Here is a 22,399-nt window from a genome sequence, read left to right as displayed (position 1 = left end):
CGCCCCCGCCCCTTCGATGCCCGCGTCGATGATCTCACCGGCAAGCCCGTGGTCGCGAATCCGCGCCGACCCCGACTGGCCGCCCGTCACTTCCTTAGACGGGCAGCCCATATTGATGTCGATGACATCGACTTGCGCGTCCGCCATCAGCCGGGCGCCCGCCAGCATGTCGCCGGGGCGCCGCGCCGCGAGCTGCACGATCCAGAAACCCGCGCCCTCATGCCGGCAGGTGCGGCGAACCACGTCCGGCCGCGCCCGTGCCAGCGTCTCTCCGGCTACCATCTCAGACACGACCGCTGGCGCACCGAACCGCACGGCCTGGCGCCGCATCGGCGCGTCGGTCGCGCCGGACATCGGCGCCAACCAAACCCGAGGTGCCTCAAATTTAATCATTTCGATATCTTGACGAATTTCGCTTTATTCACAAGCGCACAAATCATGAGCAGCACAATATTCGTGCAGAAAGAGAATTCGTGCGACTGTATAGTCACAGGATAACGGCTGGCCTAGAAGCGCGCCATGACACGCGTCGCTGCCATAATCGTAGCTGGAGGCTCGGGAAACCGGGCTGGAGCGGGCACGCCCAAACAATGGCAACCCCTCCTCGGCCGCCGCGTCATCGACTGGTCGATTGATGCTTTCAGCCAGCATCAGGCCATTACCGATATCGTGGTGGTCGCCTCACCTGAGCTAGGCGAACCGGGCAAAGGCCAGCGATTTGTCCGCGCCGAGCCCGGCGCCTCCCGCACCCAATCCGTCCTCAGCGGTCTTGCATCGCTAACCTTGCCGGAACACGCCAGGGTGCTGATTCACGACGCCGCGCGTCCGGGCATCGACGCGGCCCTGATCACCGCCCTGATCGAGGCGCTGGACATCGCCGACGCGGCCGCTCCCGCCCTGCCCGTCTCAGACGCGCTGAAGCGCGGCGATGAAGGCGCGCTGACGAGCATCGACCGAACCGGCCTGTACAGAGTGCAGACCCCGCAGGCCTTTCGCTTCGGTGCCATCCGCTCGGCACTCGCCCATTCAGGCGCTGACCTTGTCGACGACCTTGCCGCTGTCGAAGTTGCCGGCGCCCGCATCAAACTGATCAACGGCTCCGCACGTCTTCAGAAGATCACCTTCCCCGAGGATTTCGACATGCTCGCCCGCCTGCTTGCGCCGACTGGCGCGCCCCGTGTCGGCAAAGGCTTTGATGTCCACGCGTTCGAACCCGGCGACCATGTAACGCTTTGCGGGGTGGCCATTGCGCACAGCGCCAAGCTGAAAGGTCACTCGGACGCCGATGCTGGATGGCATGCGCTGACCGATGCCATTCTTGGGGCCGCCGCGCTGGGTGATATTGGCGATCATTTCCCGCCGTCTGACCCTCGCTGGAAAAACGCTGATAGTGGAATCTTTCTCAAACAGTCTCAGCTTCTTGCAGAATCGAAGGGCTACCGGATCGACAGCTGCGACATCACCGTGATCTGCGAGGCGCCCAAGGTGAAACCCCACCGCGAAGCGATGCGGGCCCGCACCGCTGAACTCCTCGGCCTGCCGCTGGACGCCGTCAGCGTGAAGGCCACCACAACCGAAGGCCTCGGCTTCACCGGGCGGCGCGAAGGCATCGCCGCCGAGGCGATTGCGGTGTTGATGCCGAAGGCATGAAGCTCGACTTGCCGCGCTTGCGCAGCCCTTTGGCGAATCCTCTAAGCGTTTCTACCTCATCGTCAAAGTACCCGCCGGAGGCCGCCGGTCAGTCAGAGGCATCCGCGAGAACCTGTGCATGAGCTTCGCGGTCCGGCGCCGGCGGGAAGCTCAGTTTTCCGTCTTCGATGTGCCAGACGAGTGACTGCCCCGCCGCGCGGTCTGAGCGAATGTTGCCCAGGAACACCCTCCGCAGGAAAGCGGCCACTGACAGTGCAAGCCCTTCCCCTTCCAGGCAACCTATGGCCACATCCCATTCCGGTGCGAGCACGGGGTTGTCAGATGCCCCGGGCTCCGGAATGGAAGCGATCCTGCGGCTCATCGCGAAGTCAGACGACCTGAAACGCATTTCTATTCGCGTTTTTCCGGCACTGCGAAAGCCGCGCAGACGGCAGTAAGCCTGTCCGCCAGTTCCTTGTTCCTGAGATCACGTTCAGCCAAGCGTTGCCTCACTTTTCCTTTCGTTACCGCTATCTTGCAACTGGCAAAGCTGACTTTCCTTACGCGGCGACAGGATTTTCACCGCCGAGGCTTCGTGCGAGCATTCGGCAAATCAATCGGGGAGAACCGGCATGTCTGACATCCTGCTCAAAGAGCAACACGGGCACGTTACCCTGCTGACGCTGAACCGGCCCGAAGCGATGAACTCGCTCGACTATGATCTTTATGATGCGCTGGAAGATGCAATCCGCACATCCGAGGCGCGCGCCATCGTCATCACCGGCTCCGGCACGCGGGCTTTCTGTTCTGGCGATGATGTAAAGAAGATCCTCTCGAAGGGCGCGCCGGTCACGCCTGAGCGCGCGGCGAAGGCGAAGGACACAGGCGGTCTGACGCCGGCCGCTGACGCCCTTCTGCATACGGACATTCCGGTCATCGCCGCCATCAACGGCTTCGCCCTCGGCTGGGGCGCGGAGCTGTCGATCATGGCGGACATCCGCGTGATGGCGGACACGGCGAAGTGGGGCGAGATTTTCGTCAAGCGCGGGCTCTGCTGTGATGCGCCGGGTCTTGGACGGCTGGCGCAGATCGTAGGGCGCGAAAAGGCCAGCGAGCTGCTGTTCACCGGAGACATCATCGACGCTGGCGAAGCGAAAGCCATCGGCCTTGTCGGCCGCGTCGTGCCTCAAGCGGACCTGCTGCAGACTGCGCTCGCCATTGCCGGGAAGATCGCCGCCAACCCGCCCCAGGCCGTCCGCGCGCTCAAGGCGGGCCTGCGCCGCACGCTGGACCCGGACTGGCGCGACACCGGCAAGTGGGCGATCACCGAAATCCGCAAGCTGATGCAGACCGAGGACGCGAAGGAAAGCGCCGCCGCCTTCATCGAGAAGCGCGATCCGGTCTTCACGGGGCGCTAGTGGGCCTGTAGGAAGTCACCATGTTTCCAGAACGCCTGCGCAATCTCGCCCTGTTGATCCTCGACGACGCCGAACAGGCGCGCCTGAAGATCGCGACCGCTGAAAGCTGTACCGGCGGCCTGCTCGCCGCGCTGTTCACGGAAATCCCGGGCTCATCCAGCGTCTTCGAACGCGGCTTCGTCACGTATTCGAACCGCGCCAAGGAAGAGATGCTGGGCGTACCGGGCGACGCGCTGGCGGATTACGGCGCCGTGTCCGAACCAGTCGCCCGCATGATGGCCGAAGGCGCCCTCGGCAACAGCCGCGCCAACATCGCCGTCGGCATTACCGGCGTCGCCGGCCCCGGCGGCGGCACCAGGATGAAACCGGTTGGCACCGTGCACATCGCCTGCGCCCGCGAAAACCGCGCCATCATCCACGAACATCTTCAACTCGGAGACATCAGCCGCGACGCGATCCGCATGGCAGCGGTCGAAACCGCGCTTAACATGATCCAGGCGCAGATGCGCTAAGTCATCGGCGCGGTCACGGGCCTGTCCTTGATGATCCCCAGATTGCCGGCGTCCGGTCTGAACACGGCCTCAAGCCCGGTCCGATCCGGGTCTTCCCGCAGCACGCAATGATAGCCCGGCGCCCACGGGGCGGGTCGCGGCGCCCGGATCACGGCGGCGCCCATATCGACCAGCGCCTCATGCAGGCGCTCGATATCCTCGCGCGATCGCAGGCGGAAACAGAAAGGGTGCAGCCCCGCCCGCCTCTGGGCAAACCCAACGCCCCGGTTTGCCTCTCTGACCTCCCGGATCACGATGCCGGTTCGCCAACCGGTACAATAGTATGTGGCCGCGTCATCGTACTGGATGGTCACGCCGAACGTCTGGTGCAGGATCCGGTGATAGAAGTCCCGGCTGCGTTTCAGATCGCTGACTGAAAGCTGGGTATGGGCAATGCCATTGGGATCAATGATCTGCGCTCCCCTTATGGAGCTGCACTCTTCCCGAACCGGCGCTGCGCTTCAACCAGAAACGCATTGAGGATGCGGTCGGTTGCCAGGTCATGGTTTGCCGCTGCGAGGAACCCGATCACCGGATTGCGGAACTCGTAGTCGATCTCGAGGGAGATGTCCGTCGCGCCGCCAACCGTTTCGAATATGCGCCACTCGGCAAACAGCTTTCGGAAAGGTCCGCGCACCAACGAGGCTGTCACGCGTGCCGCCGGTTTGTCCGCAACGACCTGAGTGGTGAAGCGCTCCGTGAAGCCCTTGAAGCCGACGACCGCCTCACCCTGGCACTCGGTCACGCCGGGCTGAAGCTCCCGCTTGCCGGAGACACGCATGGCCGTGATCCAGCGGATAAAGTCCGGATACTTCGCGATATCGGAAACAAGCTGAAAACACTCAGCCGGCCCATAGGGCACGCGGAGGGTTTTCAAAAACCGCGGCATGCCCTATTCAGGCGCAGCAAGCTGCGCCTGGCGCGCTGCGCGAAGCTTCTCGTAGTCCTCACCGGCATGATGGCTGGACCGCGTCAGCGGGCTTGCCGAGACCATCAGGAATCCCTTCGCCCGAGCGATCTCTTCATACGCCTTGAACTCGTCCGGCGTCACGAAGCGGTCAATGGCGGCATGCTTGCGCGTCGGCTGCAGATACTGGCCGATGGTGATGAAGTCGACACCGGCGGAGCGCATGTCATCCATCACCTGCATCACCTCCTCCTTCGTCTCACCAAGGCCGACCATCAGGCCGGACTTCGTGAACTGCGACGGGTCGCGGTCCTTCACTTTCTGCAGCAGGCGGAGCGAATGGAAGTAGCGCGCACCCGGACGTATGGTCAGGTAGAGGCGCGGCACGGTTTCGAGGTTATGGTTGAACACGTCCGGCTTCGCGTCGATGACATGGTTCTCCCAGCCATCCTTGCGCAGGAAGTCCGGCGTCAGGATTTCAATGGTCGCGCCCGGTGCGCGCTCGCGGATCGACTGGATCGTCTGCACGAAGTGCATCGCGCCGCCGTCTTTCAGGTCGTCGCGGTCTACAGACGTAATGACGACATGGCTGAGGCCCATCTCGGCCACCGCCTCGCCCACCCGGCGCGGCTCATCTGAGTCAACGCCAGGTTTCGGTTTTCCCGTCGCCACGTTGCAGAAGGAACAGGCGCGCGTGCACACGTCGCCCAGAATCATCATCGTCGCGTGCTTCTTGTCCCAGCACTCGCCGATGTTCGGGCAGCCGGCTTCCTCGCAGACCGTGACCAGTCCCTTGGACTTCACGATCGCCCTGGTGGCCGCATAGCCCTCCGAAGTCGGCGCCTTGACGCGAATCCAGTCCGGTTTTCGCATCAAAGGTGTATCCGGCCGCCCCTGTTTCTCGGGGTGGCGGAGCCGGGGCGCGTTGTTTTTCAGGTCTATGAGGTTTGCCATTGCCGCCAAAATGGCGCCCGCCGCGCGATTCAGCAAGATGGTCATTGCGCAGGCTGCATATGCAGACTTGCAATATCGCTTGCTTGCATGTCGCTAGATGACAGAATGTTACACAAAAACTACGGGAAGAAACGAACCAGGGCGAACCCGATGCAGCAATCCCTCCAGCCGCTTGTGCCGGCTCCGCTGGCGTACAGGCCGGAACGCACGCGCATAAACCTCTTCACTGCCCTGCTCCGCGCCTCGCGGGAGTTTGGCGCCGGAAAGCCGGTCCTTGTCGACGGGGATGAGCGTATCCTCAGCTACAAGGAGATCATCCGCGCTGTCTTCGGCCTGGGCTCGGCCCTCAAAAAGGGCACGAAGCGAGGCGAATCGGTAGGCGTCATGCTGCCGACCGGAGCGGGCTCGGTCATCGGATTCTTCGCGCTTACGGCCTATGGCCGCGTGCCGGCAATGCTGAACTTCACGGCCGGCTCGAAAAACCTCAAGGCCGCCATGCGCGCGGGCAAGGTGAAACGCCTGATCACCGCACACAAGTTCGTCGAACTGGCCGGCCTCGATGACCTGATCTCGGAACTCTCCAAGGCTGCCGAGATCATCTATCTCGAAGACGTGCGCGAGAAGCTTTCGATCGGCGACAAGCTCTCGGCGCTCGCCGGCCCGGTCCTGCCAACCTTTGTTGGCGCCGCCCTGAACCACAAGCAGCCAGGGGTCATCCTGTTCACGTCTGGCACCGAAGGCGAGCCCAAAGGTGTTGTTCTCAGCCACGAGAATGTGATGGCAAATGTCGAGCAGGTGCGCGCCCATATCGGCCTTAGCCCGGATACGGACATTGTGTTCAACCCGCTGCCCACCTTTCATTGCTTTGGCCTCACCGTCGGCGCCCTCCTGCCGCTGATTGCCGGCATCAAGGTGGTGTTCCACCCCTCGCCCCTGCAGCCCAAGGAAATCGTCCGCCGTATCCGCGAGACCGGTGCCACTATCCTGCTCGCCACCGACACCTTTATCTCGCAATACGCCCGCACCGGCGCGGACGGCGACATGGACTCCATCCGCCTCGCCGTCTGCGGCGCCGAGCGCGTGAAGGACGAGACGCGCGACTATGTGCGGCGCAAGTTCAATATCGAGATCCTTGAAGGCTACGGCGCAACTGAAGCCTCGCCGGTCGTTGCCGCCAACCAATGGGAACACAACAAGCCGGGCACCGTTGGACGTCTGATGGCGGATATGGAATACAAGCTGGTTCCGGTTGAAGGCATGCCGGAAGGCGGGCGCATCCACATCCGCGGGCCCAATATCATGCTGGGTTATCTGCGCCCGTCAAATCCCGGCGTCATCGAGAAGCTGATCGATGGCTGGCACGATACCGGCGACATCGTCGATGTCGATTCCGAAGGCTTCATCAAGATCCTCGGCCGGGTGAAACGCTTTGCCAAGATCGGCGGCGAGATGGTCTCGCTGGCGGTCGTGGAGAATTGCGCAGCCGCCGTCTGGCCGGACCATATGCACGCCGCCGTTACGTTGCCCGACCCGAAGAAAGGCGAGCAGGTCGTCCTTTTGAGCGAGGCACCGGAAGCGGCCCGTACGCCGATCCTCGTCTGGGCGCAGAGCCACGGTGTGCCTGAAATCTCCGTTCCGCGCCGCGTATTCAAGGTCGGCCATATCCCGGTGCTCGGCACCGGCAAGGTCGATTACGGCGCGGTCCGCACCGAGGCCGAGCGGCTCATGAACGACTAGGCGGCTTGCGCCGCATTGCCCGCGCGTTCGCCCAGGAAGCTATTGATCACACTGGCCGTCTCGGCGGCCCGCGTGACGATAAAGAGGTGTCCCCCGCCTTCCACCACATGCAGGCGCGCATCCGGCAACGCCCAGGTCAGAATCTGCCCGTTAACGAGCGGCACGACCGGGTCCTTGTCGCCCATCATCACCAATGTCGGCATCTTCAGGAAGCGAATGAATGGCAAGCTTGACCAGCCTGCGAAGGCCAGCAACTGATAGAAATACCCCTTCGGGTCCGGCGGGCGCAGACCATGGATATGGTCGCCAGCGGACTCGTCGGCTGCGTCGCCATAAAGCTTCGCGAAGTTCTCGCGCATGAAGTCCGGATCGGTGTAGCGGCGCGTATCAACCATCTTCGACAGCGACGCCGGACGCCCGGGGATCATCGTCATGCCGGACGATGTGGCGCACAGAATCAGCTTGTTCACGCGGTTGCGGTACTGGAATGCAAACTGCTGCGCCAGCGCCCCGCCCCAGGACACGCCCATCACGTCAACACTGCCGAAACCAAGCCGGTCGCTCAGCTTGCGCGCCCAACGCGCGGCCATCCAGTGCCGGTAAGGCCACTGCGTCACAGGGCTGAGGCCGACGCCGGGAACATCAAAAGTCAGGATTGCCCGGTCCGGGAACATGTCACCCAGCGCCAGCGTCAGTTCGAGGTTGGCGCCGATGCCGTTGAAGAAGACCAGCGGCAGCTCGCCGCCGTCCGACCCCGGCCAATAGGCTGTGCGCAGCATCACGCCGTCGACGTCCTGCATGGTAATTTCAGGCTGGCGCGAATAGCTGGCCATGGGGCGATCCTCAATCGTTGAACACGTAGCGGCCGGGGGCCGCGTATTGTGGCGGGAAGCTCTCGTTGCCGACCGCCGCTGGCGCCGCTTTAAGCGGGCCCGCGCGCTCCTTCAACCATTCTCCCCAGCGCGGCCACCACGAGCCCGAGTGTTCCTCAGCGCTAGCTGCCCATTCGTCCGGTGTCGGCTTCATCTGTGTGCTGCGGAAATATTTCGCCTTCGGATTACCGGGCGGGTTGATAAGCGACTGCAGGTGCCCGCTGGACGAGAGCACGAACTCGACATTCTTCGAGCCGAGCAGCGCGGGCGTCCGGTAGCAGGCTTTCCAGGGTGTGATGTGGTCGGTGAGACCGGCCACCACAAACGCATCGGCGGTCACCTGGCGCAGGTCTGCCTTGTGTCCGGCCACTTCCACCGTACCCGGATGATCGAACGGCTGGTGCAGCGCGATGTCCAGATAGTCCGAGTGCAGCTGCGCCGGAAGGTTCGTCGTGTCGTTGTTCCAGAAGAGCACATCATATGGCGGCGGGTCTTCACCCATCAGATAATTGTTGACGACATAGTTCCAGATCAGGTCATTCGGGCGCATCCAGGCAAACATCCGGGCAAGATCATCGCCCTTCAGGATGCCGCGCGCCCTGGACATCTTGCGCGCAATCTCCAGGCTGCCATCGGAAACGATCTGGCCAATATCGCTGTCTTCCTTCTGCGGGTTCAGCACACAGACCATGAACGTCACCGCATTGATCCGCTTGTCACCGGCAGCTGCCAGCAGGCTCGCAAACGTCGCCGTAGTTATACCGCCCGAACAGGCGCCAGAGACGTTGATCTTTGGCGACCTGGTGATCTTGCGGATGACTTCAGTCGCCTGGATCAGGCTGTCGATATAGTCCACCAGGCCCCAGGCCCGGTGTTCCTTCTGCGGATTGCGCCAGGAGATCACGAAGGTCTGCTGTTCCATCGCAAGCAGGAACTGGACCATCGACGTCATCGGCGTCAGATCCATCGCATAGAACTTGTTGATCTGCGGCGGGATGATCAGGATCGGCGTCTTGTAAACTTTCTCCGTGGTCGGCGCATACTGGATCAGCTCCAGCATCTCGTTCTTCCACACGACCGAGCCCTTCGAAACGGCGAGATTCTCACCCACCTTGAATGGCCGCTTATCGACCTGAGAGGGCAGTCCGCCGTTCTTGGTCAGGTCGTCATAGAGGTTTTTCATACCTTTCAGCAGCGACAGGCCGCCGGAATCGACGACGCGCTTGGTGGCGGCCGGGTTGCCTATCAGCGTATTGGTCGGCGCCATTGCATCGGTGATCATGCCCATCACAAACTTGGCTCGGGCATGCTCCAGCTCGCTCATCCTGATTTCGCTGACCCAGTCATGGAGGTGTTCCTGCGTTGCAAGGAAGGCCTGCATGCCGCGCTTGTAGAAGGGGTTATGCTCCCAGGCCGGGTCCTTGAAGCGGCGGTCCTTCTTGTCGGCCTCGCGCCTCGACTTTCCGAGCAGGATCTGGGTGTTCTCGGAGACGATCTTTCGGGCCGCCTTTGCGGTCGTCACCGGATTGGTAACCGACGAGCGCAGCATCATGGCTACGGCGCCGAGCAATTCCTGCCGGTTAATGCCGCCCATCAGCGGGTTAAGGGCTGTCGTGCTCTGCGCCGCATTCTGGTCGATTTCGTCCTTGGGTTTGCTCATTTCAGTCCCTCCCGATTGCCGCCGGTCTCTCCTGGCAACAGTCCGCCAGTGGCCGGTCTAATCCCGGTCCCTTGCCATCCGGCAAAAAGACCGTGGTAAATTTACTCACAAAATTCGTTCCACAGTCAGATTTACCTGTCAAACAGCCAGGCTGGCCATGAAAACACGCGACCGGATACTTGAAGTCAGCCTCCTTCTCTTCAACGAGGAAGGAGAAAGCGGGCTGTCGTCCGTCGATATTGCCAATGCACTCGAGATCAGTCCCGGCAACCTTTACTACCATTTCAAGGGCAAGGACGCGATCATCCGGGCCCTCTACGAGCGTTTCGAGGAAGAGATGCGGGTCATCCTGCGCGGGTCGAAAGGCGGGCTGGCTTCGGTCGAGGACAACTGGGTCTACATCTACATCTTGCTGGAAGAGATTTACGACTTCCGCTTCTTCTACCGCGACCTTGCCGGCCTCCTCGCCCGCTACCCCGATCTGGCCGTTCGATTCCGCAGCCTCGTGGCCGGCAAGCGACAGACGATCACTCGCATCCTCGACGATCTCGAACGCCTCGGCATGCTGTCCGTCGACAAGCGTCTGAAGGAGCCGCTGGTCGACCAGATCATCACGACACTGACTTTCTGGTTGGCAGGCGATGCACTCTCCAAAGAGGTCCATGACGGCCCTGCCCTTATCCACAAGACGGTGTTCCAGGTGATGTGCCTGATGGTGCCCTACATGGGCGACATGGGACCGGCTGCACTCAGCCAGATGATCCGGCATTTCAAGGATACGAAGGGATAAGGCGAGCCACCCGGCCCGCCCTCTCCATTTTCGTTATGCGGCGGCTTTCGCCAGCTTCGACCAGGTCGCTTTCGCAACGCGGCCACGGCCGCCCACCTTGGCGTCGAGGGCCTCGAGTTCAGCCTTCTTCAGGGTGGCAAGCTGCGCAAAGCGCGTCAGGCCTTCGGCGTTCAGCTTCTTCGACAGGGCCGGGCCAATGCCATCCGCCTGCGTCAGGTCGTCGGCGCCTTCCGGCGCTTTCAGCGCAGCTTTGACCGCTTTCGAAGTTTTCGAAGCCGCCTTCTTCGCAGTCTTCGCAACTTCAGCGCCGGTCTCGCCGGCCACCGCTTCGATTTCCGAAGTCAGGCGCGCAAGGCGGGCCTTAAGGTCCGCATCGCCGATCCTGGCGCGGGCTTTCGAGGTGACGGCCGCCACTTCGTCTTCCAGTTTGTCGATCTGGCGGGCAAACTTCTGGCGCACATCACCAAAACCTTTCACGCCGAGAAGACCGCGCATGCGCTCAAGTCGGGCATCGAACTGGTCGCGGGCCTGAACCTGCATCTCGCGCACGGTCTCAAGCGTCTTGGTAACTTGCTTCGAGGCGCCGGCAACGCGCTCATCAGCGGCCAGCTTAGCGCGCACGTCATGCTCGATTTCCGAACCGCGCTTCACGAGGTCTTCGAAAACGTCAGCCGATTGCTTGTTCAGCACGTTCGCGCCGGCAACTGCCGTGTCATAGGCTTTGCCATAGGCGCCGACGCCGGCCAGCCAGATCTTGTGGGCCATCTCGGTCGACTGGGCTTCAACTTGCTTGCCAACAGCTGCGGCTTTCGCGCGGGCAGAAGTCTTGGTGGTCTTCGTGGTTTTCTTCGCCATGGGAGGTTCCTTTCGGGAAGAGGGTGAACGCATGGGCCCCGGTCTAGGGAAAAAGTCTAGAAAGCGCATACTAATGGCGGTTTGCCTTGAACTCAGGCCGCTTTGCCCTCTATCGAGGGCCAGGAACCAATGACGAGGAGACCGCCATGAGCGCAGTGGACTATCAGATCGACGGACAGGCCTATGAGGGCTGGTACGTGCCGGCCGCGGGCAAGGCAGATGCCCCGTTGGTCATCATCTGCCATGCCTGGGGCGGCCTCGGCGCCAACGAAAAGCAAAAGGCCGAAATCATCGCAAAGGAATTCGGCTACGCCGCCTTCGCCATCGACGTTTACGGCAAAGGCAAGCGCGGCGCCACGCAGGCGGAAAACGAAGGCCTGATGTATCCCCTCGTCGGCAACCGCGCCGAACTGCAGAAACGCCTCGCAGGCAGCATCGCTGCTGCGAAAGCCCGCTCCGGCGCCACCCAGGCCGCTGCCATCGGCTTCTGCTTTGGGGGCCTCTGCGTACTCGACATGGCCCGCGCCGGCATGGACATACTCGGCGTCGGCTCGTTCCATGGCCTCTTCCGCCCGGCGGAGAACATCCCGGCGCCGAAGATCAAGGCAAAGGTTCTGATCGAACATGGCTGGAACGATCCGATGGCGATGCCTGATGACGTACTCGCCATCACGAAGGAGTTTGCAGGCAGCGACTGGCAACTGCACGCCCACGGCCTCGCCACGCACGCCTTCACGACCGTCGGCGCCGCGGGCAACGGCACGCAGTATCACGCCGATACCGATCGTCGCAGCTTCGCCTATCTGAAAACCTTCCTCGCGGAAGTGTTTGCCTGATCGATTGATGGCGGGCGCCGATGGCGGCGCCCGTCAGTCCCCGCGCAGCGCGTAGCCTGCCGAGCGCACCGTGCGGATCGGATCATCCCCGCCCGCCTGGCGCAGTGCTTTGCGCAGCCGTCCGACATGTACGTCCACAGTGCGCGCCTCGACATATACGTCCGAACCCCACACCGTATCCAGCAACTGCTCGCGCGAGAACACACGGCCCGGATGCTGCATGAAATAGTCGAGCAGTCGGAACTCCGTCGGCCCGAGATGAATGTCGCTACCTTTGCGCGCCACGCGGTGCGCCACTCGGTCAATCTCGATATCGCCCACCGTAATCCGGTCTTCCTTGAGGCCTGGCCGGATACGGCGCAGCACGGCACGCACACGCGCCATCAGCTCGGTCGTCGAGAACGGCTTCGTCACATAATCGTCCGCACCCGTATCAAGCCCGCGGATACGGTCGCTCTCCTCGCCGCGCGCGGTCAGCATGATGATCGGAAGGTTGGGATTGGCCCCACCATTGCGCACGCGCCTGCAGATTTCGATTCCGCTGACTTTCGGCAGCATCCAGTCGAGCAGCAAGAGATCCGGCGTGCGCTCGTCCAGCATGATGAGCGTCTCCTCACCGTCACCTGCGATGGCGACATCGTAATCCTCCTTGCGCAGATTGTAGAGCAGCAGCTCCGATACGGCCTTCTCGTCTTCTGCGATCAGTACATACGGTTTCATGGGGTCGGCTCCATTCTTCTGGCGCGGCCCTTGACGGACCTAGAACTGGTTCTGTTTCGGCCGCTCAAGTTCCGAGAGGTAATCCCCGATGACCTGATAATAGACAAATTCGGCAATGTTCGTGCAGTGATCCCCGATCCGCTCGAGGTTCTTCGCCATGAACAACATGTGCGCGCCCGCCGTGATCCGGCGTGGATCCTCGATCAGATAAGTCAGCATCTCGCGGAACACCGAATTGTAATGGTTGTCGATGTCGTCGTCCGACTCCCAGACCGCTTTTGCCATGTCGGCATTGGCGCCGGCATACGCGTTCAGGACATTGTTCAGCTGGCGCGAAACGGGCTGCGCCATACGGATAATGGCATTTCGCATTTCAGTGTTGACGTTTTCGTCGAGCCGCTGGGCACGCTTCGCGATGTTCTTCGACAGGTCGCCGATCCGCTCAAGTTCGCCGGAAATCTTCATCGCCGACAGGATCATCCGCAGGTCATGGCCCATTGGCTGACGGCGGGCGATCAGAGACACGATCTGGCGCTCGGCGTCGGACTCAATCGCATCGACCAGCGGATCGCGCAGCACAACTTCTTTCGCCAGCTCGAGATCATTTGAAGCCAGAGCGCGCGTTGCGTCCGCGATCATCGTCTCGACGATGCCGCCCATCTTCATGATCTCGGCCGACAGCCGCTCCAGCTCTTCGGAATAGGCAGAAACGATATGGTCAGACATGCTTGCCTCGCTCAGCCGTACCGGCCGGTGATGTAATCTTCTGTGCGCTTCTCGCGCGGGTTCGTGAAAATCTGGTTGGTGTCGCCGAGCTCGACCACATGGCCGAGGTGAAAGAACGCCGTGCGCTGCGAGACGCGCGCCGCCTGCTGCATGGAGTGCGTCACGATGACGATACAGTACCGGTTGCGTAACTCATCGATCAGTTCCTCGATCCGCGCCGTCGCAATCGGGTCGAGCGCCGAGCAGGGCTCGTCCATCAGGATCACTTCCGGCTGCACGGCGATGGCGCGCGCGATACACAGGCGCTGCTGCTGGCCGCCCGACAGGCTGGTGCCAGGTGCAGCCAGGCGATCCTTCACCTCTTCCCAAAGGCCAGCACGGCGCAGGCTGTTCTCGACAATCGCGTCGAGATCCTCGCGGCCATTTGCCAGGCCATGGATGCGCGGGCCATAGGCGATATTGTCATAGATCGATTTCGGAAACGGGTTCGGCTTCTGGAACACCATGCCGACGCGCGAGCGCAGTAGCACGGGGTCTACATCCGGATCGTTTATATTCTCCCCGTCCATCAGGATCTCGCCCGCGACACGGCAATTCTCGATCGTGTCATTCATCCGGTTGAGGCAGCGCAGGAAGGTGGACTTGCCGCACCCCGACGGCCCGATCAGCGCCGTCACCGCCCGGTCCGGGAACGTAATTGATACATCGTGGATGGCCTGAGCCTGCCCATAGAACACATTGATGTTGCGGCAATCGATCCTTGGCGGGGCTTCTGCCGCGCGCGGGGGTGTGAGGCTGTCCTCGATCATGACCGTACCCTGTCGCGTATCCATCACCATCTCCGTTCATACTTGCGCCGCAGGAATACCACGAGGCCGTTCATCAGCAAAAGGAAGGCCAGGAGGATGACGATCATTGCGGACGTCAGCGGCTCCCAGGCCCGTTCAGCATTGTTGGACCAGCTGAAGATCAGCACCGGCATCACCGTTGACTCGTCCGTCGGCCCTCTCGGCACATCGCCCACAAAGGCGACCATGCCGATGAGCAGCAGCGGCGCCGTCTCGCCCAGCGCGCGGGCCATGCCGAGGATGGCGCCCGTCAGGATGCCCGGCGCGGCGAGTGGCACGACGTGATGGAACACGGTCTGCATCTGCGAAGCACCGACCGCAAGCGCGCCGGAGCGCACCGAAGGCGGCACGGCCTTCAGCGCCGCGCGCGAGGCAATGATCACGACCGGGAACGTCATCAGCGCCAGCACCAGCCCGCCGACCAGCGGCGCCGAGCGCGGCATGCCGAGGAAGTTGATGTAGAGCGCCGCCCCCAGCAGGCCGAACACGATGGACGGCACAGCGGCGAGGTTGTTGATGTTCACCTCGATGAACTCGGTTACACGGTTGCGCGGCGCAAATTCTTCGAGATAGACCGCTGCGAGGATACCGATGGGCATCGCCACCAGCGCCGTCACCAGCATGGTCAGAAGCGAGCCGACAATTGCCGCGAGGCCGCCCGCCAGTTCCGGATAGGTGCTGTCGGAATTGGTCAGAAGCGTCCAGCGTGGCACGCGGTCAACGCGGCCCATCTCCTTCAGCGCCAGAACCCAGGCAATCTGCCGGTCTGAAATCGTCCGCTCGGATTCCGGCGAGACAATGATGCGGGCGGCTGGCCTCGCGTTGGCAAAATCCTGCGCCCGGCCAGTCAGCAGTTCAAGCTGCGCCGCGCCCGCCTCGATGTTTGTCAGGCGACCTGTCGAGGCGCCCGCCGTCAGCAGCACGTCCACCTGCGCCGCATCCGACGCGCGGTCTGCATCGACAACCGCAAGCCCGGCCATCAACCCGTCGAACGCCCCTGCGCCTGAAATGCGGTATCCGGCGTCGGCCTCGGGGACGACCGCGGTGATTTCACCCGTCTTGATCTTTCGTTCCCGGACACCCTGCCCCTTGAGATAAAGGTCGAGGTCATCATTCAGCGGCGCCGTCAGTGTGATCTGTCCGCCCACCAGCTCCGGGCTGCGGGCCACCCTGCGCGCGGTCGGCAATACGGCCAGCCGCGTCACGAAATCCGAAACTTCGCGGCGCGATGCACGGTCCGCGTCGGCCTCCGGGAAAGTCGCCAGCAGGTTGTCGCGCACAAGACCGTAGAAGCCTTCGACGTTGCGGGAAATTTCTGCCGGACTGCTTGCCCCCTCCGGCGCAATTATCGCCGGGTCGAGCGTGATGTCGTAGCGCACGACATGATAAGTCGCCGCCGACAAAGCCTGCGAACCGATGGTCAGCACCAGAACGGCGAGCGCGCCGAGCGCAAGCAGGATCGCGCTCAGCCCGTAATACCGGAACCGGCCGTCCGCAGCGCGGCGCCGCTTCAGGTGCTTGGCCGCAGCCGCGCTGGGGGTCGAAGTGCGCGCTGTGTCAGTCATATTTTTCACGGTATTTCTTAACGACGCGCAAGGCGACGACGTTGAACGCGAGGGTCACAATGAAGAGTACAAGACCAAGCGCGAAGGCCGACAGGGTCTTGGGATCATCAAAGCCGGTCTCGCCTGTCATCAGCGACACGATCTGCACCGTGATCGTGGTCAGGTCAGACGTCGGGTCCATCGAGATACGCGCACTCTTGCCCGCCGCCATCACCACGATCATCGTCTCGCCGATGGCGCGCGACACCGCCAGCAGCAGCGCCGCGATGATCCCCGGCAATGCCGCCGGCACGACGACCTGTTTCACGGTTTCAGATTTCGTCGCGCCCAGTGCATAGGCCGCATCGCGCAGTGTCTGCGGCACGGCGTTGATCACATCATCTGACAACGAGGAGACGAACGGGATCACCATGATGCCCATGACAAGCCCCGCCGCCAGCGCGCTCGTCGGTTGCGCGGCCAGAATCGGCTCACTCGCAAGTCCGAAACGGATCACCGTTTCATTGATCCAGATCGCCGCCGTCCGGATCGCCGGCGCCACGACCAGCAGCGCAAAGAAGCCGTAGACGACCGTCGGTATACCCGCGAGAATTTCGAGGATCGGCTTGATCCAGCCGCGCGCCGTGGGCGAGGCGTACTCGGACAGGAAGATCGCTGAGAACAGCCCGATGGGCGCCGCCACCAGCATCGCGATCAGCGCAATCATGAACGTGCCGAAGAACAGCGGCAGCGCGCCGAACTCGGCCTCCGTCTGAGCGTTCCAGCGCGTGCCGGTCAGGAAGTCCCAGGCCGAAACCTTCTGGAAGAACTGCAGGCTCTCATAAAGCAGCGACAGAACGATCCCCGCCGTCGTCGCAATCGCGACCCCGGCGCAGAGAAACAGTACGAGTTCCATGCCATTCTCGACCAGCGCCCGCGCGCGAAAAGAAGGCTTGAGCCGCCGCTGCGCCCGGAACATGCCGGCTGCCGCCAACATGCCTAGCAGGACCAGCGTACTGGCATTCACCATGCCGCGCAGTTCGAGGTAGCGGTTGGTCACCGCCTGGAACACCCGGTCCGCTCCGGCGCTCGCCGCTGTGCCGGCGGCCATGCGTACCGATTCCAGATAGCTTTGCAGTTCCGCCGGCGAGAGCGCGCTGAACGATGAGGGCAGCTCCCGGCTCAGCTGGCTGCGCGTCAGGTCCTCGGCGAAAAAGCCATACCCGATGGCGACCAGCATGACCGGCACAACTGACCACATCGCCACGTAATAGCCGTGATAATTGGGGCGCGAATGCATCCGGCCGGTGGTCGAGACCAGCAGCCGCTCGGCCCGCACGCGGCCAAGGAAAAACGCCGCAGAGCCAAAGACCGCGATCAAGGCGATCAGCAGCCAGCCCATGGGCAGTTGGCCGAGCTGTTGCAGCATGTCGATCCCTGTGCCCCGTTCGACCTTTCCTTAGAAGAGGTGCGTGACAGTTCAGTGACAGAACTGTCACAATTCCACATCAGGCTGCGATCCCTTGCGCGGACGGGCCAACTCCTCCAATTTCAAAGCCATGACAACGCAAGAAAATTCCGGCCTGCCCTGGCATGGCACCACCGTCATCGCGGTTCGCAAAGGCAACCGGCTCGTGATGATTTCCGATGGCCAGGTGTCGATGGGGCCCACCATCATGAAGGGCAATGCCCGGAAAGTCCGCCGGATTGCCGATGGCGCGATTCTCGCCGGCTTCGCAGGCGCCACTGCCGATGCGTTCACCCTGTTTGAACGCCTCGAACAGAAGCTTGAGCGCTTTCCCGGCCAGCTTCAGCGTGCCGCCGTCGAACTCGCCAAGGACTGGCGCACCGAGCGCTACCTGCAGAAGCTCGAAGCCCTGCTGATCGTCGCCGACAGGACGAGCACCCTCGTCATCACCGGCGCCGGCGATGTGCTGGAGCCCGAGCATCCCGTCGTCGCCATCGGTTCCGGCGGCAATTTCGCCCTCGCTGCGGCCCGGGGCATTTACGATTATGAGCAGGATGCCGAGGTGATCGGCCGCAAGGCTATGCAGATCGCCGCCGACATCTGCGTTTACACCAACGGGCATTTCACCGTGGAAACCCTCGATGTTTGACCGGTCGGACATCCGCGCCGCCGCTGACGCGGGCATCATTACCCGCGATCAGGCGAGCCGCCTGGAAGCCTTCCTCGCGAGCCGCGCCGACCCGGTCACCAGGACGATGCCGGAGCAAACCGAAAACCTGCGCTTCCTCAACAACTTCAACGACATCTTCATCACCATCGGCATCGTCATCCTCGCGATGGGCCTCACCGCCATCACCGGGCTCTTCTTTGGCCCGAACTTCTGGTCGATGGTCACCGCCAACAATGCCGGCGCTTTCGGCGCCATCATCCTGATGCCGGTCGCCGGCGTTATGTGGCTGCTCGCCGAGTATTTCGGACGCCGCCGCCGGATGCTGCTTCCGAGCATGGCGGCCATCACGATCTTCACCCTCTACTCCGGCCTCTCCTTCGGCATGATCGCCAGCGGCCTGACCGGCGCCAATGCCAACACCATCACCAGCCTGACGCAGGCCTGGGACACGCTCGGCAAGTCCGGCATGGGTACCTTCATCGGCTGCGGCGCCGCCGCCGCCATCGCCTGGCTTCGCTTCCGCCTGCCCTTCTGCATGTTCCTGATGGCGGTTTGCGCTGCAGCCGCCGCTTACACCTTCGCAGGCTTCTTCGGCGATGCCGGGCTGATCTTCGGGGGCTTCCTGTCAATCGTCATCGGCCTCGCGACCCTGGCCGCCGCCATCTGGTTCGACCAGAAAGACCCCGGCCGGATAACGCGCCTTTCGGACAATGCCTTCTGGCTGCACGTGGCGGCTGCGCCGCAGATCATCCTCGGCCTGCGCGGCATGATCATGGGCGCGCCGAATGCGACGCCCAGCACACCGGAAGCCATGTTGCTGCTCGCCGGCCTCATTGGCCTCGGCCTCCTGTCGCTGGCGCTGAACCGGCGGGCACTTGTCGTCTCGAGCCTGCTCAGCTTCTGGCTGGCGCTCGGACAGGTCGTTGACGCGGTTGGCGGCGGCGGGTCGACCAGCTTCATCGCGACAACGCTGCTGCTCGGCACCGCCATCCTCCTGCTCGGCGGCGGCTGGCACACAGCGCGGCGCTGGGTGCTCGGCTGGGTTCCGAAAACCGCAATAGCCATGCGTATTTTTCCGCCAGAACCGGCATAGAATCCCTCCATAAACCGTCCATAAAACAGGGTGTGGACCAGCCCCGTTTGTGGACGCTCCCATATCATTCCAAGACGTATCGAGACCTGCACCATGACCCAGCTGACGCCCCGCGAAATCGTTGCCGAACTGGACCGCCACATCGTCGGTCAGAACGCCGCAAAACGCGCCGTCGCTATCGCCCTGCGCAACCGCTGGCGCCGCAAGCAGGCACCGGAAAACCTGCGCGGCGAGATTACGCCGAAGAACATTCTGATGATCGGCCCCACCGGCGTCGGCAAGACCGAAATCGCCCGCCGCCTCGCACGCCTCGCCAACGCGCCCTTCCTGAAGATCGAGGCGACCAAGTTCACCGAGGTCGGCTATGTCGGCCGTGATGTGGAACAGATCATCCGAGATCTCGTGGAAGCCGCCGTCGGCATGGTGCGCGAACAGAAGCGCGCCGGCGTGGCGCAGGCCGCCAAGGACAAGGCGGAAGAGCGCCTGCTGGACGCGCTCGTCGGCGCCGAGGCTCAGCGCTCGACCCGCGACGTGTTCCGCACCAAGCTGCGCGCCGGCATGCTGGACGACAAGGAAGTCGATCTCGACTTTGCGGAAACGGGCGCCAACCCGATGCAGATGCTGGACCTGCCCGGCCATCAAGGCTCAATGAGCATGATCAACCTCTCCGACATGCTCGGCAAGGCGATGGGACAGCGGACCAAACGTGTACGGACGACCGTAAAGGAGGCCTATAAGCCGCTGCTGAACGAAGAAGCGGACAAGCTGGTGGACGAGGAACAGGTCGTGCGCGAGGCCGTGATGGCGGTCGAGGACGACGGCATCGTCTTCCTCGACGAGATCGACAAGATCGCCGCCCGAAAGGACCGGGGCGGCGCCGATGTCAGCCGCGAAGGCGTGCAGCGCGACCTGCTGCCGCTGATCGAAGGCACCACCGTCTCGACCAAGCGCGGCGCCATCAAGACCGATCACATCCTCTTCATCGCATCGGGCGCCTTCCACGTCTCGAAGCCTTCAGACCTGCTGCCCGAGTTGCAGGGCCGCCTGCCGATCCGCGTCGAACTGGAACCGCTGACGCGCGACGATTTGCGCCGGATCATGGTCGAGCCGGAGGCGAGCCTCATCCGCCAGTACGAAGCGCTGCTCGCAGCCGAGAAAGTGAAACTCGTCTTCGAGGAGGCCGCCATCGACCGGCTTGCCGACCTTGCGGAAGCAGTGAACAAATCGGTAGAGAACATCGGCGCACGGAGATTGCAAACCGTCCTGGAACGTCTTCTCGACGAGATCAGCTTTGACGCACCGGAAAAGGCAGGTGAGACGTTCACAATCACGGCGGCTTATGTGGACGAGAAGGTCGGCACGCTTGCAGGAAATGCAGACTTGTCGAAGTTTATCCTCTGAAGCCCGACGCGGATGCAACGTCCCGGGGGCTGCGCTTAGCGACAGGGACATTGTGCTGCTGCACCTGCGTCCAGTCCATCAGTTCCAGATTGGTGGTTTTCTGTCCTTCCACGGACATTCCTTTTCGAGTTGTCCGGCGAGCCGGTACAGCGTCGCTTCGTCGCCATACCGGCCAGAGAACATCATGGCGAGTGGCAGGCCGTCCGGCGTCTGCCAGAGCGGCAGGGACAGCGACGGCTGGCCGGTGATGTTGTACGGCGGCGTAAAGGGATAGGTCTTCGCGGATCGCTTGTCGTATTCCCTGATCTCGACGGCGAGCGGGTCAAGCCAGTCAACTCTCGGCACAGCCGTACCTAGGACAGGCGTGAGGTGGACATCGCAATCTTCGAATGTGGCCATCACCTGCCGGCTCATGACGCGCAGCTGTTGCCAGGCCCACATCGCCTGCTGGCCGGTGATTTCGCGGCCCCTATCATAGCCGCGCCGGGCCAGCGGGCCGATATCGCCGGCGGGCTCACGGCCGATCGCCTCGACCATGCGGGCCATGCCTGCGGCAAAATTCGAACCGGACACGATGGCCTGGGCCCGGTAGAACTGGCGCCAGTCCAGCGTGATTGCCTGCTCGCGTACGTCATGGCCAAGCTGAGCGAGCAACGTTGCGGTCCGTTCGAGCGCGGACTGGATTTCCGGATCGACCGGACGCCCGCTCGGGGTCACGCCGGACCAGAAAATCTTCAACTTCCCCGGAGAGCGGCTAACTTCCTCAAGATAGGGCCGCTCCTTGTACGGATAGGCATAGGGACTGGCTGGCTCGGGATACCCCGTAGCATCGAGCATGGCGGCGCTGTCGCGTACGGTTCGCGAGACGACATGATCGACCGAAAGGCCAATTGCGCGGTCAGTATCCTCGCCGCCATTGGGATTGCGGTCCCGCGTCGGTTTCATGCCGACGAGACCGCAACACGCCGCCGGGATTCGGATCGAACCCAGCCCGTCGCTGGCATGGGCAATCGGCACCATACCCGACGCGACTGCCGCAGCTGCGCCGCCCGAGGACCCGCCGGAGACATGATCCGGGTTCCATGGATTGCGGCAGATACCAAGCCGGGCAGACTGGGTGACGCCCGGAATGCCGAACTCCGGCGTGTTGGTCTTTCCGGCGAGAACCAGCCCGGCGGAGCGGTATCGGCGCACCAGTTCGCTATCTTCTGCATCGGCGGCAACTTCGGCAAAGAAACTCGCCGAAGTGCGCGGCCAGCCTTTGACGCGCTGGCCAAGATCCTTGATCAGGAAGGGCACACCAGAGAGCGGCCCATCGGGCAGCGGTGCTTTCGCGCTCTCCCGCGCTTCGTCGAAAGCCGTGTAGACGACGGCGTTCAGCCCCGGGTTGTGGCGTTCGATCCGCGCAATCGCAGCTTCCAGAAGTTCAAGGGGCGTAACCTGCCTGGTGCGGACAAGTTCAGACAGACTGAGGCCGTCGTGAACCGAAAATTCGGACATGTTCATGGCGCGGCGCTCCTCCCGGGATTTAGTATACTGAGCGCCGGATTTTGGTCGCTGTCCAGATGATGGCTCGGGAGCGCGCCGGGCCTGCGGCCTGAAAAGTCCTTGCGGCTAGGTCTTCGCCTCACGCCTGACCGGCATGTGCTTCCTACCCCAGTCCTTCATGATCTTGAGCGCCGGGCGGAGTTCCTCGCCCTTCGCCGTCAGCAAATAGTCA

Annotated in this window: 24 protein-coding genes; 9 read left to right on the top strand and 15 right to left on the bottom strand. The window is 62.8% G+C overall.

The window, feature by feature from the left end:
* The coding region (locus WEA77_RS08580) for a tRNA-dihydrouridine synthase (protein ID WP_368067449.1) at positions 1 to 354 on the bottom strand (354 nt) is incomplete at its 3' end.
* 165 nt (positions 355 to 519) lie between these two features.
* On the opposite strand from WEA77_RS08580, the gene WEA77_RS08575 reads away from it, so the two are divergent.
* Positions 520 to 1,650: a bifunctional 2-C-methyl-D-erythritol 4-phosphate cytidylyltransferase/2-C-methyl-D-erythritol 2,4-cyclodiphosphate synthase gene (locus WEA77_RS08575; RefSeq protein ID WP_368067448.1), complete on the top strand. Its 1,131-nt coding sequence runs from the start codon at positions 520 to 522 to the stop codon at positions 1,648 to 1,650.
* Positions 1,651 to 1,738: 88 nt separating this feature from the next.
* On the opposite strand, the gene WEA77_RS08570 is transcribed toward WEA77_RS08575, so the two are convergent.
* Positions 1,739 to 2,011, bottom strand: a complete 273-nt coding sequence (locus WEA77_RS08570; protein ID WP_368067447.1) for a hypothetical protein — start codon at positions 2,009 to 2,011, stop codon at positions 1,739 to 1,741.
* Between the two features lie 250 nt (positions 2,012 to 2,261).
* Between WEA77_RS08570 and WEA77_RS08565 the strand changes: the two genes are divergently transcribed.
* Together WEA77_RS08565 and WEA77_RS08560 are read left to right on the top strand one after the other, a co-directional pair.
* Complete coding sequence (locus tag WEA77_RS08565) at positions 2,262 to 3,047, top strand: enoyl-CoA hydratase/isomerase family protein (RefSeq protein WP_368067446.1); 786 nt, start codon at positions 2,262 to 2,264, stop codon at positions 3,045 to 3,047.
* Between the two features lie 20 nt (positions 3,048 to 3,067).
* Positions 3,068 to 3,559, top strand: a complete 492-nt coding sequence (locus WEA77_RS08560; RefSeq protein ID WP_368067445.1) for a CinA family protein — start codon at positions 3,068 to 3,070, stop codon at positions 3,557 to 3,559.
* Here the strand turns inward: WEA77_RS08560 and WEA77_RS08555 are convergent.
* Genes WEA77_RS08555 through lipA form a run of 3 tightly spaced genes read right to left on the bottom strand, consistent with a single transcriptional unit; the run spans position 3,556 to position 5,459 of the window.
* Entirely contained in the window at positions 3,556 to 3,993 is a 438-nt protein-coding gene (locus tag WEA77_RS08555) for a VOC family protein (RefSeq protein WP_368067454.1), read from the bottom strand. The two genes, WEA77_RS08560 and WEA77_RS08555, sit on opposite strands and share 4 nt — an antisense overlap.
* A gap of 29 nt (positions 3,994 to 4,022) precedes the next feature.
* Positions 4,023 to 4,487 (bottom strand): type II toxin-antitoxin system RatA family toxin, encoded by a 465-nt coding sequence (locus WEA77_RS08550; RefSeq protein ID WP_368067444.1) that lies wholly within the window; start codon positions 4,485 to 4,487, stop codon positions 4,023 to 4,025.
* A gap of 3 nt (positions 4,488 to 4,490) precedes the next feature.
* The gene (lipA, locus tag WEA77_RS08545) at positions 4,491 to 5,459 is read right to left on the bottom strand and encodes a lipoyl synthase (protein ID WP_368067453.1); all 969 of its coding nucleotides are present in this window, start codon (positions 5,457 to 5,459) and stop codon (positions 4,491 to 4,493) included.
* Between the two features lie 150 nt (positions 5,460 to 5,609).
* Between lipA and WEA77_RS08540 the strand changes: the two genes are divergently transcribed.
* Entirely contained in the window at positions 5,610 to 7,196 is a 1,587-nt protein-coding gene (locus WEA77_RS08540; protein WP_368067443.1) for an AMP-binding protein, read from the top strand.
* On the opposite strand, the gene WEA77_RS08535 is transcribed toward WEA77_RS08540, so the two are convergent.
* Both WEA77_RS08535 and WEA77_RS08530 read right to left on the bottom strand, forming a co-directional pair.
* On the bottom strand, positions 7,193 to 8,029 hold the full coding sequence (locus WEA77_RS08535; RefSeq protein ID WP_368067442.1) for an alpha/beta fold hydrolase: 837 nt from the start codon (positions 8,027 to 8,029) through the stop codon (positions 7,193 to 7,195). The two genes, WEA77_RS08540 and WEA77_RS08535, sit on opposite strands and share 4 nt — an antisense overlap.
* A 10-nt stretch (positions 8,030 to 8,039) precedes the next feature.
* A complete protein-coding gene (locus tag WEA77_RS08530; protein WP_368067441.1) occupies positions 8,040 to 9,728 on the bottom strand; it encodes an alpha/beta fold hydrolase in 1,689 nt (562 codons plus the stop codon).
* A 157-nt stretch (positions 9,729 to 9,885) separates the two neighbouring features.
* Between WEA77_RS08530 and WEA77_RS08525 the strand changes: the two genes are divergently transcribed.
* Positions 9,886 to 10,518 (top strand): TetR/AcrR family transcriptional regulator, encoded by a 633-nt coding sequence (locus WEA77_RS08525; protein WP_368067440.1) that lies wholly within the window; start codon positions 9,886 to 9,888, stop codon positions 10,516 to 10,518.
* A gap of 33 nt (positions 10,519 to 10,551) precedes the next feature.
* On the opposite strand, the gene WEA77_RS08520 is transcribed toward WEA77_RS08525, so the two are convergent.
* Positions 10,552 to 11,373, bottom strand: coding sequence for a phasin family protein (locus WEA77_RS08520; RefSeq protein ID WP_368067439.1), 822 nt, complete (start codon positions 11,371 to 11,373; stop codon positions 10,552 to 10,554).
* Positions 11,374 to 11,519: 146 nt separating this feature from the next.
* Between WEA77_RS08520 and WEA77_RS08515 the strand changes: the two genes are divergently transcribed.
* A complete protein-coding gene (locus tag WEA77_RS08515) occupies positions 11,520 to 12,209 on the top strand; it encodes a dienelactone hydrolase family protein (RefSeq protein WP_368067438.1) in 690 nt (229 codons plus the stop codon).
* Positions 12,210 to 12,242: 33 nt separating this feature from the next.
* Here WEA77_RS08515 and phoB read toward each other — a convergent pair whose 3' ends face one another.
* The 5 genes from phoB to pstC are packed head-to-tail and all read right to left on the bottom strand — an operon-like array spanning position 12,243 to position 17,476.
* Positions 12,243 to 12,929, bottom strand: a complete 687-nt coding sequence (phoB, locus tag WEA77_RS08510) for a phosphate regulon transcriptional regulator PhoB (RefSeq protein ID WP_368067437.1) — start codon at positions 12,927 to 12,929, stop codon at positions 12,243 to 12,245.
* Between the two features lie 39 nt (positions 12,930 to 12,968).
* On the bottom strand, positions 12,969 to 13,655 hold the full coding sequence (phoU, locus tag WEA77_RS08505; protein ID WP_368067436.1) for a phosphate signaling complex protein PhoU: 687 nt from the start codon (positions 13,653 to 13,655) through the stop codon (positions 12,969 to 12,971).
* An 11-nt stretch (positions 13,656 to 13,666) separates the two neighbouring features.
* A complete protein-coding gene (gene pstB, locus WEA77_RS08500; protein WP_368067452.1) occupies positions 13,667 to 14,464 on the bottom strand; it encodes a phosphate ABC transporter ATP-binding protein PstB in 798 nt (265 codons plus the stop codon).
* A gap of 23 nt (positions 14,465 to 14,487) precedes the next feature.
* Complete coding sequence (pstA, locus tag WEA77_RS08495; RefSeq protein WP_368067451.1) at positions 14,488 to 16,068, bottom strand: phosphate ABC transporter permease PstA; 1,581 nt, start codon at positions 16,066 to 16,068, stop codon at positions 14,488 to 14,490.
* Positions 16,061 to 17,476, bottom strand: coding sequence for a phosphate ABC transporter permease subunit PstC (gene pstC / locus WEA77_RS08490; RefSeq protein ID WP_368067435.1), 1,416 nt, complete (start codon positions 17,474 to 17,476; stop codon positions 16,061 to 16,063). The genes pstA and pstC overlap by 8 nt, the downstream gene beginning before the upstream one ends.
* Positions 17,477 to 17,606: 130 nt before the next feature.
* On the opposite strand from pstC, the gene hslV reads away from it, so the two are divergent.
* The 3 genes from hslV (at position 17,607) to hslU (ending at position 20,679) form a co-directional block, all read left to right on the top strand.
* Positions 17,607 to 18,164, top strand: a complete 558-nt coding sequence (gene hslV / locus WEA77_RS08485) for an ATP-dependent protease subunit HslV (protein ID WP_368067434.1) — start codon at positions 17,607 to 17,609, stop codon at positions 18,162 to 18,164.
* On the top strand, positions 18,157 to 19,278 hold the full coding sequence (locus WEA77_RS08480) for a hypothetical protein (protein WP_368067433.1): 1,122 nt from the start codon (positions 18,157 to 18,159) through the stop codon (positions 19,276 to 19,278). The genes hslV and WEA77_RS08480 overlap by 8 nt, the downstream gene beginning before the upstream one ends.
* A 93-nt stretch (positions 19,279 to 19,371) precedes the next feature.
* Positions 19,372 to 20,679 carry an ATP-dependent protease ATPase subunit HslU gene (gene hslU, locus WEA77_RS08475; RefSeq protein WP_368067432.1) on the top strand — a complete coding sequence of 436 codons (1,308 nt, stop codon included), beginning with the start codon at positions 19,372 to 19,374 and terminating at the stop codon, positions 20,677 to 20,679.
* Positions 20,680 to 20,757: 78 nt separating this feature from the next.
* On the opposite strand, the gene WEA77_RS08470 is transcribed toward hslU, so the two are convergent.
* Positions 20,758 to 22,185, bottom strand: coding sequence for an amidase (locus tag WEA77_RS08470; RefSeq protein WP_368067431.1), 1,428 nt, complete (start codon positions 22,183 to 22,185; stop codon positions 20,758 to 20,760).
* A gap of 108 nt (positions 22,186 to 22,293) precedes the next feature.
* Positions 22,294 to 22,392 (bottom strand): hypothetical protein, encoded by a 99-nt coding sequence (locus tag WEA77_RS08465; RefSeq protein WP_368067450.1) that lies wholly within the window; start codon positions 22,390 to 22,392, stop codon positions 22,294 to 22,296.
* Positions 22,393 to 22,399: the final 7 nt, after the last annotated feature.

The organism is Hyphomonas sp. (genome assembly GCF_040882205.1).
GTDB lineage: Bacteria > Pseudomonadota > Alphaproteobacteria > Caulobacterales > Hyphomonadaceae > Hyphomonas.
This window is presented reverse-complemented; position numbering and strand designations above follow the sequence as displayed.

Excerpts from the sequence above, each read along its gene's own strand:
- WEA77_RS08575 (WP_368067448.1), top strand. The coding sequence starts at position 520 with ATGACACGCGTCGCTGCCATAATCGTAGCTGGAGGCTCGGGAAACCGG.
- WEA77_RS08570 (WP_368067447.1), bottom strand. The coding sequence starts at position 2,011 with ATGAGCCGCAGGATCGCTTCCATTCCGGAGCCCGGGGCATCTGACAAC.
- WEA77_RS08565 (WP_368067446.1), top strand. The coding sequence starts at position 2,262 with ATGTCTGACATCCTGCTCAAAGAGCAACACGGGCACGTTACCCTGCTG.
- WEA77_RS08560 (WP_368067445.1), top strand. The coding sequence starts at position 3,068 with ATGTTTCCAGAACGCCTGCGCAATCTCGCCCTGTTGATCCTCGACGAC.
- WEA77_RS08550 (WP_368067444.1), bottom strand. The coding sequence starts at position 4,487 with ATGCCGCGGTTTTTGAAAACCCTCCGCGTGCCCTATGGGCCGGCTGAG.
- lipA (WP_368067453.1), bottom strand. The coding sequence starts at position 5,459 with ATGGCAAACCTCATAGACCTGAAAAACAACGCGCCCCGGCTCCGCCAC.
- WEA77_RS08540 (WP_368067443.1), top strand. The coding sequence starts at position 5,610 with ATGCAGCAATCCCTCCAGCCGCTTGTGCCGGCTCCGCTGGCGTACAGG.
- WEA77_RS08535 (WP_368067442.1), bottom strand. The coding sequence starts at position 8,029 with ATGGCCAGCTATTCGCGCCAGCCTGAAATTACCATGCAGGACGTCGAC.
- WEA77_RS08530 (WP_368067441.1), bottom strand. The coding sequence starts at position 9,728 with ATGAGCAAACCCAAGGACGAAATCGACCAGAATGCGGCGCAGAGCACG.
- WEA77_RS08525 (WP_368067440.1), top strand. The coding sequence starts at position 9,886 with ATGAAAACACGCGACCGGATACTTGAAGTCAGCCTCCTTCTCTTCAAC.
- WEA77_RS08520 (WP_368067439.1), bottom strand. The coding sequence starts at position 11,373 with ATGGCGAAGAAAACCACGAAGACCACCAAGACTTCTGCCCGCGCGAAA.
- WEA77_RS08515 (WP_368067438.1), top strand. The coding sequence starts at position 11,520 with ATGAGCGCAGTGGACTATCAGATCGACGGACAGGCCTATGAGGGCTGG.
- phoB (WP_368067437.1), bottom strand. The coding sequence starts at position 12,929 with ATGAAACCGTATGTACTGATCGCAGAAGACGAGAAGGCCGTATCGGAG.
- phoU (WP_368067436.1), bottom strand. The coding sequence starts at position 13,655 with ATGTCTGACCATATCGTTTCTGCCTATTCCGAAGAGCTGGAGCGGCTG.
- pstB (WP_368067452.1), bottom strand. The coding sequence starts at position 14,464 with ATGATCGAGGACAGCCTCACACCCCCGCGCGCGGCAGAAGCCCCGCCA.
- pstA (WP_368067451.1), bottom strand. The coding sequence starts at position 16,068 with ATGACTGACACAGCGCGCACTTCGACCCCCAGCGCGGCTGCGGCCAAG.
- pstC (WP_368067435.1), bottom strand. The coding sequence starts at position 17,476 with ATGCTGCAACAGCTCGGCCAACTGCCCATGGGCTGGCTGCTGATCGCC.
- hslV (WP_368067434.1), top strand. The coding sequence starts at position 17,607 with ATGACAACGCAAGAAAATTCCGGCCTGCCCTGGCATGGCACCACCGTC.
- WEA77_RS08480 (WP_368067433.1), top strand. The coding sequence starts at position 18,157 with ATGTTTGACCGGTCGGACATCCGCGCCGCCGCTGACGCGGGCATCATT.
- hslU (WP_368067432.1), top strand. The coding sequence starts at position 19,372 with ATGACCCAGCTGACGCCCCGCGAAATCGTTGCCGAACTGGACCGCCAC.
- WEA77_RS08470 (WP_368067431.1), bottom strand. The coding sequence starts at position 22,185 with ATGAACATGTCCGAATTTTCGGTTCACGACGGCCTCAGTCTGTCTGAA.